13 protein-coding genes are annotated in these 15,214 nt (G+C 56.1%); 9 read left to right on the top strand and 4 right to left on the bottom strand.

Translation table 11 applies throughout. The features are described from left to right. Positions 1-11 precede the first annotated feature (11 nt). The 5 genes from L362_RS14245 (at position 12) to L362_RS14265 (ending at position 6,074) form a co-directional block, all read left to right on the top strand. Entirely contained in the window at positions 12-1,070 is a 1,059-nt protein-coding gene (locus tag L362_RS14245) for a Gfo/Idh/MocA family protein (protein ID WP_115423251.1), read from the top strand. Next, a complete protein-coding gene (locus L362_RS14250; RefSeq protein ID WP_023344321.1) occupies positions 1,064-3,343 on the top strand; it encodes a glycoside hydrolase family 65 protein in 2,280 nt (759 codons plus the stop codon). The genes L362_RS14245 and L362_RS14250 overlap by 7 nt, the downstream gene beginning before the upstream one ends. Beyond that, the gene (pgmB, locus tag L362_RS14255; RefSeq protein WP_023327613.1) at positions 3,333-3,998 is read left to right on the top strand and encodes a beta-phosphoglucomutase; all 666 of its coding nucleotides are present in this window, start codon (positions 3,333-3,335) and stop codon (positions 3,996-3,998) included. The genes L362_RS14250 and pgmB overlap by 11 nt, the downstream gene beginning before the upstream one ends. Positions 3,999-4,011: 13 nt before the next feature. Continuing rightward, on the top strand, positions 4,012-5,094 hold the full coding sequence (locus L362_RS14260) for an ABC transporter ATP-binding protein (RefSeq protein ID WP_023327612.1): 1,083 nt from the start codon (positions 4,012-4,014) through the stop codon (positions 5,092-5,094). 65 nt (positions 5,095-5,159) lie between these two features. Then, positions 5,160-6,074, top strand: coding sequence for an OmpG family monomeric porin (locus L362_RS14265; protein ID WP_023344320.1), 915 nt, complete (start codon positions 5,160-5,162; stop codon positions 6,072-6,074). A gap of 34 nt (positions 6,075-6,108) precedes the next feature. Here the strand turns inward: L362_RS14265 and L362_RS14270 are convergent, their stop codons facing one another. Beyond that, a complete protein-coding gene (locus L362_RS14270) occupies positions 6,109-7,119 on the bottom strand; it encodes a LacI family DNA-binding transcriptional regulator (RefSeq protein ID WP_008501251.1) in 1,011 nt (336 codons plus the stop codon). Between the two features lie 155 nt (positions 7,120-7,274). Here L362_RS14270 and L362_RS14275 point away from each other — a divergent pair, with 155 nt between their 5' ends. The 3 genes from L362_RS14275 (at position 7,275) to tyrR (ending at position 11,375) form a co-directional block, all read left to right on the top strand. Next, positions 7,275-8,672, top strand: a complete 1,398-nt coding sequence (locus L362_RS14275) for a YcjX family GTP-binding protein (protein ID WP_023344319.1) — start codon at positions 7,275-7,277, stop codon at positions 8,670-8,672. Continuing rightward, complete coding sequence (locus L362_RS14280) at positions 8,669-9,721, top strand: YcjF family protein (RefSeq protein ID WP_023344318.1); 1,053 nt, start codon at positions 8,669-8,671, stop codon at positions 9,719-9,721. Before L362_RS14275 ends, L362_RS14280 begins: the two co-directional genes overlap by 4 nt. Before the next feature lie 112 nt (positions 9,722-9,833). Next, on the top strand, positions 9,834-11,375 hold the full coding sequence (tyrR, locus tag L362_RS14285; RefSeq protein WP_008501254.1) for a transcriptional regulator TyrR: 1,542 nt from the start codon (positions 9,834-9,836) through the stop codon (positions 11,373-11,375). A 44-nt stretch (positions 11,376-11,419) separates the two neighbouring features. Here tyrR and L362_RS14290 read toward each other — a convergent pair whose 3' ends face one another. Together L362_RS14290 and tpx are read right to left on the bottom strand one after the other, a co-directional pair. Further along, complete coding sequence (locus tag L362_RS14290; protein ID WP_023344317.1) at positions 11,420-12,628, bottom strand: aldose 1-epimerase family protein; 1,209 nt, start codon at positions 12,626-12,628, stop codon at positions 11,420-11,422. 275 nt (positions 12,629-12,903) lie between these two features. Beyond that, a complete protein-coding gene (tpx, locus tag L362_RS14295; protein WP_008501256.1) occupies positions 12,904-13,410 on the bottom strand; it encodes a thiol peroxidase in 507 nt (168 codons plus the stop codon). A 107-nt stretch (positions 13,411-13,517) separates the two neighbouring features. Between tpx and ycjG the strand changes: the two genes are divergently transcribed. Continuing rightward, a complete protein-coding gene (gene ycjG, locus L362_RS14300) occupies positions 13,518-14,483 on the top strand; it encodes an L-Ala-D/L-Glu epimerase (RefSeq protein ID WP_023344316.1) in 966 nt (321 codons plus the stop codon). On the opposite strand, the gene mpaA is transcribed toward ycjG, so the two are convergent. Continuing rightward, positions 14,474-15,187, bottom strand: coding sequence for a murein tripeptide amidase MpaA (mpaA, locus tag L362_RS14305; protein WP_008501258.1), 714 nt, complete (start codon positions 15,185-15,187; stop codon positions 14,474-14,476). The genes ycjG and mpaA overlap by 10 nt on opposite strands. Positions 15,188-15,214 lie beyond the last annotated feature (27 nt).

Genomic DNA, 15,214 nt, shown 5'->3' with positions numbered 1-15,214 from the left:
GGATGACGAGCGTGATGAGTGCTTCAACAACGTCGCCACTGCGCGTCGCCATCATTGGCGCCGGGCAGGTTGCGGACAAAGTGCATGCCTCGTATTACGCCACGCGCAGTGATGTTCAGATGGTGGCTGTCATGGACAGCCGCCTCGAACAGGCACAGGCTTTTGCGGAGCGCCATGCCATACCGTCGGCGTGGCAGGACGCGTGCGCCATGCTGGAGGCGGTTAAGCCGGACGTGGTGAGCGTTTGTTCGCCAAACCGATTCCATTTTGAGCATGTGATGGCAGCGCTGGAGGCCGGCTGTCATGTGATGTGCGAAAAACCGCCTGCCATGACGCCGCAAGAGGCCGACGAGATGCGGATCGCTGCCCGCAAGGCGGGCAAAGTGCTGGCATATGACTTCCATCACCGCTTTGCGCTCGATACGCAACTGCTGCGCGAGGCCGTGATGAACGGAACGCTGGGCGAAATCTACTTCACCTCGGCGCAGGCGCTGCGGCGCTGCGGCGTGCCGGGCTGGGGCGTCTTCACCAATAAAGCGCTGCAGGGCGGTGGGCCGCTGATTGACATTGGTATTCACATGCTGGATGCCGCGATGTACGTGCTGGGTTTCCCGGCGGTCAAAAGGGTCACGGCGCACGGTTTCCAGAGGCTGGGAACCCGGAAAAGCAGCGGCCAGTTTGGCGAGTGGGATCCTGCTCAGTTTACGGTGGAAGATGCCCTGTTTGGCACCATCGAATTCTGCAACGGCGGCATTTTGCGTCTGGACACCTCGTTTGCGCTAAATATCCGCGAGCAGTCGATCATGAATGTCGCGTTTTGCGGTGAAAAAGCGGGGGCGACGCTTTTCCCGGCCCACGTTTATCAGGATGACGCCGGGGCGTTACAGACCCTGATTCAGCGTGAAGAGGCTGACGATCAGCGCCATTTACGCAGCATGGAGGCCTTTGTCCGCCACGTGCAGGGAGAGCCCGTAATGATTGCAGATGCTGAACAGGGGCTGGTGATTCAGCAGCTTGTCGCGGCGCTTTATCAGTCGGCAGAAACAGGAGAAAGCGTAACATTATGCTGAGCGTGTCTGTATTAACCGATCCGGGCTTTTGTCCGCACAGTCTGAATAAGTACGCGTCCATTATGGCATGCGGTAACGGCTACATGGGCATTCGCGCTGCGCATGAAGAAGATTACACCCAGCAAACCCGAGGGATGTATCTTGCGGGCTTGTATCACCAGGCGGGACGTAATGAGACCACTGAGCTGATCAATTTGCCCGATATCACCGGTATCGAGGTTGAGCTGGACGGGGTGAATTTTACCCTTCTGTCCGGGGACATTCTTGAGTGGCAGCGCGAGCTGGCATTTGCCAACGGCGAGCTGCATCGCCGCGTTGTCTGGCGCTCGCCCAACGGAAAGCGCTATCGCCTGGAGAGTCGTCGTTTTGTCTCTCTGGAGCAGCTGCCGCTTGTGGCCATGCAGCTTGCGATCACCCCGCTTGATGCAGCCTCGCAGGTGGTGATGAAAACCGGTATTGATGCAACACAAACCAATACCGGCCGTCAGCATCTGGATGAAATTTCTGTCAGGGTATTCGACCAGCACTATATGCAGGGTGTGTATGAAACACAGGACCGGGACTCTGACGTTGTTATCTCGGCTTTTTGTCAGCTATCAGCCGACAGCGAAAGCTGCTTTACCGCTAAAAATCGTCGGCTCTCTGCTCACTATTCCCTGACGATACCGCAGGGTGACACTGTCACGCTGGATAAGTTGGTCTGGGTGGCCCATCGCAGCGATAAAGCCCTGTCGCAGGAGTCTTTCGCGCGCAGCGTGCTGGCGGATCTCAAGGTTTGTGCGGCAAGGGGATATGCCTCGCTGCTGGAGAGTTCAGCCTGTGCATGGGAAGACGTATGGCGTGATGCCAGAGTGGAAGTGGCTTCTGCAGCTCCTGACGATCAGATGGCGCTGGACTATGCCGTCTGGCACCTGACCACCATGACGCCAGCCCATGATGAGCGGAGCAGCATTGCCGCTAAGGGATTGACCGGCGAGGGGTATAAAGGCCACGTCTTCTGGGACACCGAAATATTCATGCTGCCTTTCCATCTTTTCACCCGTCCGCAGGTGGCCCGCAGTCTGCTGCGCTATCGCTGGCTGAACCTGGCCGGGGCCCGGGAAAAAGCCCGCCGCAACTGCTGGCCGGGCGCGCTGTTCCCGTGGGAGAGCGCCGCAAGCGGCAAAGAGGAGACGCCGGAGTTTGCAGCCATCAACATCCGTACGGGCTTACGGCAGAAAGTGGCCTCCGCCCTGGCCGAACACCACATCGTGGCGGACATTGCCTGGGCCGTTGTGGCCTACTGGCAGGCCACGCGTGATGACGCGTTTATGCGCAATGAAGGGCTGACCCTGCTGGTGGAGACGGCAACGTTCTGGATGGGCCGCGCTACGGAGATTAACGGGCGCCTGGAAATTCATGATGTGATTGGGCCGGACGAATACACCGAACATGTGAATAACAACGCCTACACCAACTATCTGGCCTGGTACAACGTGGCCAGCGCATGTCGGTTTATGTCGTTGTTTGAGCGTGAAGATGCCTGCTTCATGGAGAAGGCGACCACCTTCCTGGCCCGCTTGTGGCTGCCGGAAGCCGACGCCGGGGGAGTTATCCCGCAGGACGATTCGTTCATGGCGAAACCGGCGATCGATTTAAGCCGCTATAAAGCCAAAGCGGGTAAGCAGACCATCCTGCTGGATTACTCTCGCGCGGAAGTTAACGAGATGCAGATCCTCAAGCAGGCTGACGTGGTGATGCTTAACTACCTGTTGCCGGAGAAATTTACCCCCGCCCAGTGCGCGGCCAACCTGGCGTTTTACGAGCCACGTACGATCCATGACTCTTCGCTGAGCAAGGCTATTCATGGCATTGTGGCCGCCCGCTGTGGCGATACGGAAGGGGCCTACGCCTTCTGGCGCGCTGGCGTGGCTATCGATCTGGGCGACGATCCGCACAGCAGCGATGACGGCATTCATGCCGCTGCCACGGGGGCTATCTGGTCCGGCGTTATTCAGGGGTTTGCCGGCATGCAGATTGTTGAGGGAGAGCTGCATCTTGCGCCGAAGCTACCCGCTCGCTGGCGAAAACTTGCCTTCCCGCTGCGCTGGCAGAACGCTCGCCTGCGCTTCGCGTTTGAAAATGACATTTTAACCATCGAGACCACCGCGCCCGTCACGTTAACCCTGTGGGGAAAAACGGTATGCGTATCGGAGCGGCAGGCACTGTCCCGTAGGGAATTTCTTACGTCTTTTAATGGGACCGCTACCACGGAGGCCAGCCATGAAGCCTGAAGCTGTTGTATTCGATCTTGATGGGGTCATCACCGATACCGCACATCTGCACTTTCTCGCCTGGCGTTCGGTCGCGCAGGAGATCGGCATCACTATCGATGAGGTGTTTAACGAGGAGCTGAAGGGAATTAGCCGCATGGAATCCCTACAGCGGATCCTGCGACACGGTGGGAAAGAGGGGGCGTTTGACGACAAACAATGCCTGGCGCTGGCGGGGAAGAAAAATGCGCTCTACGTCGCATCGCTGTCGTCGTTGACCGAGGCGTCGCTGCTGCCGGGCATCCGGGAGGTGCTGGCGGACATTCGGGCGGCGAAGGTCAAAATTGGGCTCGCCTCCGTTTCCCTCAACGCTCCTGGAATACTGCATGCCCTGGGTATTCATGACGCCTTTGATTTTTGCGCCGATGCCTCCCGTATCGTCTGTTCAAAGCCGGACCCGGAGATCTTCCTCGCCGCGTGTGCAGGCCTGGACGTCCGCCCCGAGGCGGCCATCGGGGTCGAAGATGCGCCCGCGGGCGTGGCGGCGATCAACGCGGCGGGCATGCTGTCGGTCGGGATTGGCTCAGGCCTGACCCATGCGGGATTACAGCTTCATTCAACGCAGGAACTGACCTGGAAATGCCTGACCGATTTCTGGGCCTCCCGGGCGTATTGATAAGGAATTAAAAATGGCACAACTGTCACTGAAACATATTCAGAAAATTTACGATAACCAGGTCCACGTGGTGAAGGATTTTAACCTCGAAATCGAGGATAAGGAGTTTATCGTTTTTGTCGGCCCGTCCGGTTGCGGTAAATCGACGACGCTGCGCATGATTGCCGGGCTGGAGGAGATTTCCGCCGGTGAACTGGTGATCGACGGCGTTTGTATGAACGATGTGCCCGCTAAGTCACGCGATATCGCCATGGTATTCCAGAACTATGCGCTTTATCCGCATATGACGGTCTACGACAACATGGCGTTTGGCCTGAAGATGCAGAAAATCGCTCCGGCGGTTATCGAAGAGCGCGTCAACTGGGCCGCACAGATCCTCGGCTTACGGGAGTACCTCAAGCGTAAACCCGGCGCGCTGTCCGGCGGCCAGCGTCAGCGCGTGGCGTTGGGCAGGGCGATCGTTCGGGAAGCGGGCGTGTTTCTGATGGATGAACCGCTCTCCAACCTCGATGCCAAGCTTCGCGTGCAGATGCGGGCTGAAATCAGCAAGCTCCACCAGAAGCTCAATACCACGATGATTTACGTGACCCACGATCAGACGGAAGCCATGACGATGGCGACCCGTATTGTGATCTTAAAAGACGGCATTATTCAGCAGGTCGGTGCACCGAAGCAGGTATACAACGAGCCGGCAAACATGTTTGTTGCGGGGTTCATTGGCTCGCCAGCCATGAACTTTGTTCGTGGTGCCATCGACGACCGCTATTTCGTCACGGAAACGCTGCGCCTGGCGATCCCGGAAAACAAGCTTGCTGCACTGCAGGCCGCTGGATATCAGCGTAAAGCTGTGGTCTTTGGGATCCGCCCGGAAGATATTCTCACCCAGCAGAGTAGCGGTGAAAATATCGCGGCGAAAGTCAGCGTAGCCGAATTGACCGGTGCAGAGTTCATGCTCTACGCCACCGTTGGCGGCCATGAGCTGGTGGTTCGCGCGGGAGCCGCGAATGATTATGCCGCAGGGGATAATATCGGCATCCAGTTCGATATGAATAAGTGCCATTTCTTCGACGCCGATACCGAAGCGGCTATTAGATAAGAAAGGTGTTTGCCGGAAATGCAAATTTCCGGTTTTTTGTTTGTTAATTATAAAGGGAATATTTTATGAGTACTCTACTAAAAAGTGCTGCGCTCGTGCTGTGCGCAGGGGTGAGCTGCGCACATGCAACAGAAACGGCTAAACAATGGGAATTTAATATTGGCGCGATGTATGAAATTGAAAACGTCGAAGGCCAGGGAGAAGATAAAGACGGATTATATGAACCCTCCGTGTGGTTTAATGCGACCTGGGATGCCTGGACTATTTCGCTGGCGATGTATCAGGAAGGACCGGTTGATTATAGCAGCATGACCCGTGGGACCTATTTCGATCGCCCGGAATTTGAATTACGCTATCGTTTTATTGGTACCGATGATTTCACGTTTGGTCTGACCGGTGGTTTCCGTAATTATGGCTATCACTTTAAGGATGAACACGGCGTCAGAGACGGCAGCGCAAATATGCAGCGCTACAAAATTCAGCCTGACTGGGATATAAAATTAACCGACGACTGGCGTTTCGGCGGCTGGTTTGCCATGTATCAGTTTGCCAACGATCTGGAAAAAACCGGCTATTCAGACAGCCGCGTCGAAACCGAAACGGGCTTTACCTGGACCATTAACGACACCTTTGCCGCTAAAGTGAATTACTATTTAGAGCGCGGTTTCAATATGGACGGTTCACGTAATAACGGCGAGTTCTCCACTCAGGAAATTCGCGCCTACCTGCCTATTTCATTGGGTCAGACGACCTTAACGCCTTACACCCGACTGGGGCTCGATCGCTGGTCGAACTGGGACTGGCAGGACGATCCTGAGCGTGAAGGACATGATTTCAACCGTCTGGGTATGCAGTACGCCTATGACTTCAACAACGGTTTATCCATGACGCTTGAATACGCCTACGAATGGGAAAACCATGACGAGGGTAAAAACGACCGCTTCCACTATGCGGGCGTTGGGGTAAATTACGCATTCTGACCGTGGGTCCTCCAGGGGCTAACCGCCCCTGGTTTTAGCGCAGCGAGGCCGCCAGTAAAAAATGCGTATCAACAAGCACTTTTTGCGGGGCGGGATGACCCGCGATACGCCTGAAGAGAAGATCGCAGCTCTCTTCCCCCAGTTTGCGGGTCGGGATATCAAAGCCGCCAGGTGCGGGCGTTAAAATGAGAGACAGCATCGGGTCACTGTATCCGGCTATCACCACCTGTTCCGGTATCATCAGATTTAACTCGTCCGCCGCGCGATAAAGGCCGAGTAACTTCATGCTGTCGGTAGCAAATACGGCATCAGGCGGCGTGGGTGAAGAGAGCAGTTCCAGAGCCGCCTTAAGCGCACTCTCATGGGTATAACCACCATCCATGATCCAGTCCGGGTTAATCGCAATATGGTGCTTTTCCAGACTGGCTTTATAACCCGCCAGGCGATCGATCGAAACATGATATTCAAGCGGCGCATGCAGGCAGGCAATTTTCCGGCGGCCGTTTTTGATAAAGGTTTCCGTCAGCGTGGCGCTGTCATGAAAATTATCCGTGTCGACGGAATAAATATTCTGATACTCACCTTCCACTTTGCCGATAACCACTACCGGTACGCCATACGCGTCCAGCGTGGTGAAAAAGGATTCATTTGCGGGCGAACTCAGCATGATGATCCCTTTGATCATCTTCTGTTTTATTTTACTCACGCATTTCAGGAGATCGTCTTCACTGCTTTTTGAGGTTTGTAAAATAACATCGAATCCTTCTTCTTCCGCTTTTGCCGTAATGGCATGAAGAACATCGGAGAAAAAAGGATTGCCGGCAGTGGTTTTGGTTGAACGGGTCGAAATAACCATAATGGCATCGAATCCTGAAGAGGTCAGGGCACGGGCCAGTTTGTTGGGCTGATAATTTAATTCGTCAATCGCCTTCAGCACTTTGTCACGCGCTTCAGGAGAAATATTCGTTTGTTTATTCAGAACGCGGGAAACGGTTGATTTCGATACGCCCGCAACCCGTGCGATATCATAAATGGTGGGTGACATACACCTTACTCACTCAGGACTGACAGCAATGGCGTTCATCTTACTGGAGAAAAAACGGCAATAGCAATAAATAAGAATTGATAATCAACGATCTGCCCCCATTTATTGTATTCTGAAGCCATGCATTCAAGGCTTCCAGGCAACGAAGGACGGCGATGAAGCGACTTAAAAACGAAATCAATTCACTGGTAAACCGCGGCGTTGACCGTCATCTTCGACTGGCGGTGACGGGGTTGAGCCGAAGCGGTAAGACGGCGTTTATCACCGCGATGGTGAACCAGCTCCTGAACCTGCACGCCGGGGCGCGTCTGCCGTTGCTTGGCGCGGTGCGGGAAGAGCGTCTGCTGGGCGTTAAGCGCGTTCCACAGCGTGATTTTGGCATTCCCCGTTTTACCTATGACGAAGGGCTGGCACAGCTTTATGGCGACCCGCCCGCGTGGCCGACGCCGACGCGAGGGGTCAGTGAAATTCGTCTTGCGCTGCGTTTCCGCTCGAATGAATCCCTGATGCGCCATTTCAAGGATACCTCCACGCTATACCTTGAAATCGTCGATTACCCCGGCGAATGGCTGCTCGACCTGCCGATGCTGGCGCAGGATTACCTCAGCTGGTCACGCCAGATGACGGGATTGCTGCAGGGGCAACGCGCCGGGTGGTCGGCCAAATGGCGACAGCTGTGCGAAGGGCTGGACCCGCTTGCCCCAGCAGATGAAAACCGTCTGGCGGCCATTGCCGACGCCTGGACGGCGTATTTACACCAGTGTAAACAGGAAGGGTTACACTTCATTCAGCCGGGGCGCTTTGTTCTGCCGGGTGATTTAGCGGGCGCGCCTGCGCTTCAGTTTTTCCCCTGGCCGGATGTGGATGGGGTGGGCGAGTCGACGCTGGCGCAGGCGGATAAGCATACTAACGCCGGTATGCTGCGCGAGCGTTACCATTACTACTGTGAGAAGGTGGTCAAGGGATTCTATAAGAACCACTTTTTACGATTTGACCGCCAGATTGTGCTGGTGGATTGTCTGCAGCCGCTCAACAGCGGGCCACAGGCATTCAACGACATGCGCCTTGCCCTGACGCAGCTGATGCAAAGTTTTCACTACGGGCAGCGTACGCTGTTCCGCCGTCTTTTCTCACCGGTGATCGACAAACTGCTCTTTGCGGCCACAAAAGCCGATCACGTCACCGTCGACCAGCATGCCAATATGGTGTCGCTGCTACAGCAGCTGGTACAGGACGCCTGGCAAAACGCCGCCTTCGAAGGGATCGGCATGCATTGCCTTGGGCTCGCGTCCGTGCAGGCGACGCAAAGCGGGCTAATTGACCTTAACGGCGAGAAAATACCGGCATTACGCGGCAACCGGCTCAGCGACGGTGAACCGCTTACTGTCTACCCAGGCGAAGTGCCTGCGCGGCTGCCGGGCCAGGCCTTCTGGCAGAAACAGGGCTTTCAGTTTGAAGCCTTCCGCCCGCAGGCCATGAGCGTCGACAGGCCTTTACCGCACATCCGTCTGGATGCGGCGCTGGAGTTTTTGATTGGAGATAAATTGCGATGACGGAACCGTTAAAACCGCGCATTGACTTTACCGGAACGCTTGAGCAGAACCCTCAGGAGGCGTTCAAAACGGCGCAGACGTTCAGCGGTACCCAGGCCGATAACTTTGCCCCGGCGCTGCAGGACGAGCCGGTTGTTGAGGATGGTCCGGCGGAGGCGGTCGTGGACGCCGCGCTGCGTCCAAAACGCAGCCTGTGGCGCAGGATGGTCACCGCCGGTCTGGCGCTGTTTGGCGTAAGCGTGGTGGGTCAGGGCGTGCAGTGGACGATGAATGCCTGGAACACGCAGGACTGGGTGGCGCTGGGCGGATGTGCCGCAGGCGCGCTGATAGTGGGGGCTGGCGTCGGGTCGGTTGCCACCGAATGGCGTCGACTCTGGCGTCTGCGACAGCGCGCGCACGAGCGTGATGAAGCGCGGGATCTGCTCCACAGTCACGGCACCGGGAAAGGGCGCGCGTTCTGTGAAAAGCTGGCCAGCCAGGCCGGAATCGATCAGTCGCATTCGGCGCTTCAGCGCTGGTATGCCGCCATCCATGAGACCCAGAATGACCGGGAAGTGGTGACGCTCTATTCCCACATGGTACAGCCGGTGCTGGATGCTCAGGCGCGGCGCGAGATCAGCCGTTCTGCGGCGGAATCCACATTGATGATTGCCGTCAGCCCGCTGGCGCTGGTCGATATGGCTTTTATCGCCTGGCGTAACCTGCGCCTGATCAACCGTATTGCGAACCTTTACGGCATAGAGCTGGGTTACTACAGTCGGATCAGACTGTTTAAGCTGGTCCTGCTCAATATCGCGTTTGCCGGGGCGAGTGAGCTGGTGCGCGAAGTGGGCATGGACTGGATGTCGCAGGATCTGGCGGCGCGTCTTTCTGCCCGTGCGGCTCAGGGCATCGGTGCGGGATTATTAACCGCACGCCTGGGGATTAAAGCGATGGAAGTCTGCCGTCCGCTGCCCTGGATTGACGGCGATAAGCCCCGGCTGGGGGATTTCAGGCGTGAACTGATCGGCCAGCTCAAAGAGACGCTCAATAAAAAACCTTCGCCGTGAGGTTTTGTTCACTAATCGTGCTGGCTGTCAATATTTGTTGACAGCCATCTTCCCGATCACCGTGTTCTGACATATCATTTTACTGTTATTGGCTTAAAACGGTGAATTTCCCATGCGTCTTGAAGTCTTCTGTGAAGACCGTCTCGGTCTGACCCGCGAATTACTCGATCTTCTTGTTTTACGTAGCATTGATTTACGTGGCATTGAGATCGATCCTGTCGGGCGAATTTACCTCAATTTTGCCGAAATTGAATTTAATACCTTCAGCAGCCTGATGGCGGAAATCCGCCGTATCGCTGGCGTTACGGATGTACGCACCATTCCCTGGATGCCGTCCGAGCGTGAGCACCTGGCGCTGAGTGCGCTGCTGGAAGCCATGCCTGAACCGTTCCTCTCTCTGGATTTGAAAAGCAAAGTTGAGCGCGTTAACCACGCGAGCTGCCAGCTTTTCGCGCAGAGCCAGGAGAAGCTGAGCAATCATCACGCCGCGCAGCTGATCCCCGGTTTTAACTTCCAGCGCTGGCTGGACAGCAACCCGCAGAACACGCACAGCGAGCATGTGGTGATTAACGGGCAGAATTTCCTGATGGAGATCACGCCGGTCTATCTGAAAGGGGAAGGGAATACCCGCGTGTTGACCGGGGCGGTGATCATGCTGCGCTCGACGCTACGCATGGGTCGTCAGCTGCAAAACCTCTCCAGTCAGGACGTTGGCGCGTTCAGCCAGATTATTGCCGTCAGCCCGAAAATGCGTCATGTGGTTGATCAGGCGCGTAAGCTCGCAAGCCTGACCGCGCCGCTGCTGATTACCGGCGATACCGGCACCGGGAAAGACCTGCTGGCTCACGCCGTGCATCTGGCGAGCCCGCGTGCGGCTAAGCCTTATCTGGCACTTAACTGTGCCTCTATCCCGGAAGATGCCGTTGAAAGCGAGCTGTTTGGTCACGCGCCGGAGGGCAAGAAAGGGTTCTTCGAGCAGGCTAACGGCGGTTCCGTACTGCTGGACGAGATTGGCGAAATGTCGCCGCGTATGCAGGCTAAGCTGCTGCGTTTCCTGAACGACGGCACGTTCCGCCGCGTCGGTGAGGATCACGAAGTGCATGTGGACGTGCGCGTCATTTGCGCCACCCAGAAGAACCTGGTGGAACTGGTGCAAAAGGGGATCTTCCGCGAAGATCTCTATTACCGCCTTAACGTCCTGACGCTGAATATTCCGCCGCTGCGCGATTGTCCGCAGGACATCATGCCGCTTACGGAGCTGTTCGTCGCCCGCTTTGCCGATGAGCAGGGGGTTCCTCGTCCGAAGCTGTCTGCCGATCTGGGCACGGTGCTTATGCGCTACGGCTGGCCGGGGAACATTCGTCAGCTCAAAAACGCCGTATATCGCGCGCTGACCCAGCTTGAAGGGTATGAGCTGCGCCCGCAGGATATCCTGTTGCCGGATTACGACGCCGGAACGGTATCGGTAGGGGAAGAGGCGATGGAAGGGTCGCTTGATGACATCACCAGCCGTTTCGAGCGTTCTGTGCTGACGCAGCTGTACCGCAGCTATCCTAGCACCCGCAAACTGGCAAAACGCCTGGGCGTCTCGCACACCGCGATCGCCAATAAGCTACGTGAGTATGGTTTGAATCATAAGAAAGGTGACGAATAACAAAAAAGCCTCTGCAAAGAGGCTTTTTACTTTTCACTTTAGATTTATTCCTTCGCCAGCGGCGTGTTAACGATGTCTGTTTTTGTCTCGCCCTGAATCGACGCAATCCTGCTTTCAACCTCTTTCACCTGCTGCGGGCTGTGGAGCAGGGTATAGGTCAGATCAAACTGCGCGCTGGCGCCCGGCTGCAGCTGCTTAACCCGCTTCTGTTGGCGTTCAATCGTCACGGGGTAGGCGTAGCTGGTACCCGGTTCGATGCCCGTGACATAACCCTGCTTCAGCGTATCGGTGTTTTTCCATAAGGTCAGCACGGGCAGCTGGCGCGTATCAAACTGGATGGATGCGCCTTTATCGCCGGCTTTATTGACCACCGCCGCGAGCGTTTCGTGGTTGTTGTCGGCGAGCGGCTGAATGTTAAATACCATCTCATCAAAGCCTTTTGTCGGCCCGGCATAGGTTTGCCAGTCGTTAACGCCCGCTTTGGCGTAGTCATTGAATGGGCTTACGCTCGCCGCTGGCGCAAGGAAACGTGCGCCTTCTTCAAGGATCGGCGTGCCGAAGTTGCTGTGATAGATGATTTGGTAATCGTGAGGGTAATCGGCATGGTTAGTGAGAACATCATGCAGGCTGAACTGGTTGGTTCCGGGAACGTAGCGCAGTTCGGTCATGGTCTGCAGATCCGCTTTTTTGAACGTGCTCTCTTTGATCAAACCCCGAACGCGGATCTCATGCGGGGCGGCATCCGCCACCTCAACTTCCACCTGTGATACCGGGGTATTCCCGGCCCTGCCGTGAAGGGTGTAAATTTGTCCATCTGCGGTGACCGGATGACCTGTCCACTCGTAGCCACAGCGCACCATCATCTCGTTGAAACCATCCAGCCAGCCGAGACCGTTTCGGCTTTCAAGATTGATATAGGCAGGATTGACGACCTCTTTGACGGGTGAATTCCATCCCAGTCGGGTGCCAAACCCTTCAACGTGCAGAAGGTTCATGCCGCGGGTCGGGCTCAGCGTAATCGTCAGGCCATCTTTACTGCTAATAATGATGACTTTACTGCCTTCCTGCTTGCCGCCATGCAAGACTTTTTGCTCAATGCTGAACGTCTGATCTTTAACTTTCAGCTCATCACTGGAAATCTTCCAGTTTCCTTTCTCTACGCTGCTTTCAGCACTTGTCAGCACCCAGGTTTTAGCCGCAGCATGGCCAGAAACCAGGACCGCCAGGAGCGTAAAAGCGAATTTGATCTTCATATTTTATCCTTTTTGCTGAAACGATTATTTACTTTCGTAAGCAAATCTAATGTTTAGACAAAAAGAGAAATGTGATGGGCTTCACTGAGGTTAAAATTAGGTGATTTTAACAATTAGAATGCGCTAATGATCACGCGTAAGTTACATGTTGCTGTCTTTATTGCATGCTTTTTGTGATCGATGAATATTTTAGCTTTAACGATTCAGCTATTTTCTAATAAAAAACCCCGCCGAAGCGAGGTTGAGAATAGGTTGTATAGAATGCTAAGGACTTATTATGCTTTCAGCACGTCCAGCGCGGCAGTGTAGTCCGGCTCGGTGGTGATTTCGTTAACCAGTTCGCTGAAAACGACAGTGTCGTTTTCATCAAGAACCAGTACAGCACGTGCTGCCAGACCCTTCAGTGGGCCTTCCGCGATGCTGACGCCGTAGTTCTCGAGGAAATCAGCGCTGCGCAGGGTGGAAAGGGTGATAACGTTGCTCAGGCCTTCGGCACCGCAGAAACGGGACTGGGCAAACGGCAGGTCAGCGGAAATGCACAGCACCACGGTGTTGTCCATTTCAGTCGCCAGCTGGTTGAATTTACGCACGGATGCGGCACAAACGCCGGTATCAATGCTTGGGAAAATGTTCAGTACTTTGCGTTTGCCCGCAAACTGAGCCAGTGTGACGTCAGACAGATCTTTAGCCACCAGAGTAAAAGCCTGCGCTTTGCTGCCAGCCTGCGGAATGGAACCTGCTACAGCAACCGGGTTGCCCTGGAAATGAACGAGTTGTGACATAGATATCTTCCTGTTTACATATAGTTAACGTCGTGGCTAGTGTATGCCATCAGCAGATAACACGGCAAACCAAATTTTTCGCCTTTCCGGGCCGCAAGGAGTCACTGATGAGAAGCGTTAAGGTCTATGAAGAAGCCTGGCCATTGCATACCCCGTTTGTGATCTCTCGCGGCAGCCGAAGTGAAGCCAGCGTGGTCGTGGTCGAAATCGAAGAAGAGGGGTTTAAAGGCGTCGGGGAATGTACGCCTTACCCGCGCTATGGGGAAAGTCTGGCATCCGTGATGGCGCAGATCATGACCCTGGTACCTGACCTGCAAAAAGGCCTCACGCGCGACGCGTTACAGCAGCGTTTATCCGCCGGGGCGGCGCGCAACGCCATCGACTGTGCGCTCTGGAGCCTTGAAGCCGCTAAGCAGCGAAAATCGCTAACGTCACTGCTGGGCGTGGCCGTGCCGGAATCGATCGTGACCGCGCAAACGGTCGTGATTGGGGAGCCCGAGCAGATGGCCGCCAGTGCGAAAGCGCTCTATGACGACGGGGCCACGCTGTTAAAAGTGAAGCTCGACGATCGTCTGATCAGCGAGCGGATGGTCGCCATTCGCTCGGCGGTGCCGTCAGCCACGCTCATTGTTGACGCCAACGAGTCGTGGCATCCCGAAGGGCTGGCCGCGCGATGCCAGCTGCTGGCCGATCTGGGCGTGGCGATGCTTGAGCAGCCTCTGCCGGCAAAAGAGGATGCGGCGCTGAAGAATTTTATCCATCCGTTGCCCGTCTGTGCGGATGAAAGCTGTCATACCCGCGAGAATTTGAGCGCGCTTAAGGGCAGCTATGACATGGTCAATATCAAACTCGACAAGACTGGCGGACTGACTGAAGCCCTGGCCCTGGCGGCGGACGCCCGGGCGCAGGGGTTCGCCCTGATGCTGGGATGCATGCTTTGCACCTCGCGGGCGATCGGTGCGGCGCTGCCGCTGGTCAATCAGGTCCGTTTCGCCGATCTGGATGGCCCGACGTGGCTGGCCGTTGACGTTTCACCGGCGCTTAATTTTACCAGCGGCGTACTTCACCTCTGAGGCTGCCAGCGCAACAGATCCATCATTGCCTTTAAGTATTTTTCGCTGGCTTCGTCGGAGGAGATCGCCGGGAACTCAGCGGTGATGCAGGGCAGGCTCAAGTCGGCGCACCAGCTGCCGAATGAACCGGGTGTCTCATAGCCCACGCTGGTGACGAGCGGGAGGGCGAACGCCTGGGCCAGCCATGCGCCCAGGTCAGAGTGGCGCGGATCTTCAATGCAGGCCAGCGGATCGTGGAAGGAGACAACCCAGGCGGGGTGGATCTTATGGATAAGCTGGCACAGCGCCTGCGTTTCCGGCTCCGATCCGGGTTTATCGCCCGTGAGCAGCACCACGTCCCGCTCCTCGGCGGAGCTGTTCCAGCGATAAACCGTTTCTCCGGCGCGCCAGTTTGCCGCAGGGAAATTACGGTTCAGGTCGATTCCTCGTGCATTCGCCCGTAATCCCAGCTGACAGCCGTCCGGATTCACGGCAAGAATCACGTGGTGACGTCGCAATGCCGGGGTCAGCGTCCGCAGCGCGCACGAGAGCGTGACGACAGACGAGTTCTCATCTCCGTGCGTGCCGGCAATAACCAAACCGCTGTCGCGATCGGCATCGGGGGCCGGGAACCAGATCAGCGATGCGCCTAAAAATGAGCGGCCATATTGTTCAGCGCCCGGAGGGAAGGCGCCGCGTTCCGCGCGGGGTCGGGTGGTTGCCATACGATATCCTGATAACGAAGTCTCTAC

It is taken from the genome of Enterobacter sp. MGH 16 (assembly GCF_000493175.1).
Classification (GTDB): Bacteria; Pseudomonadota; Gammaproteobacteria; order Enterobacterales; family Enterobacteriaceae; genus Enterobacter; species Enterobacter roggenkampii.
This window is presented reverse-complemented; position numbering and strand designations above follow the sequence as displayed.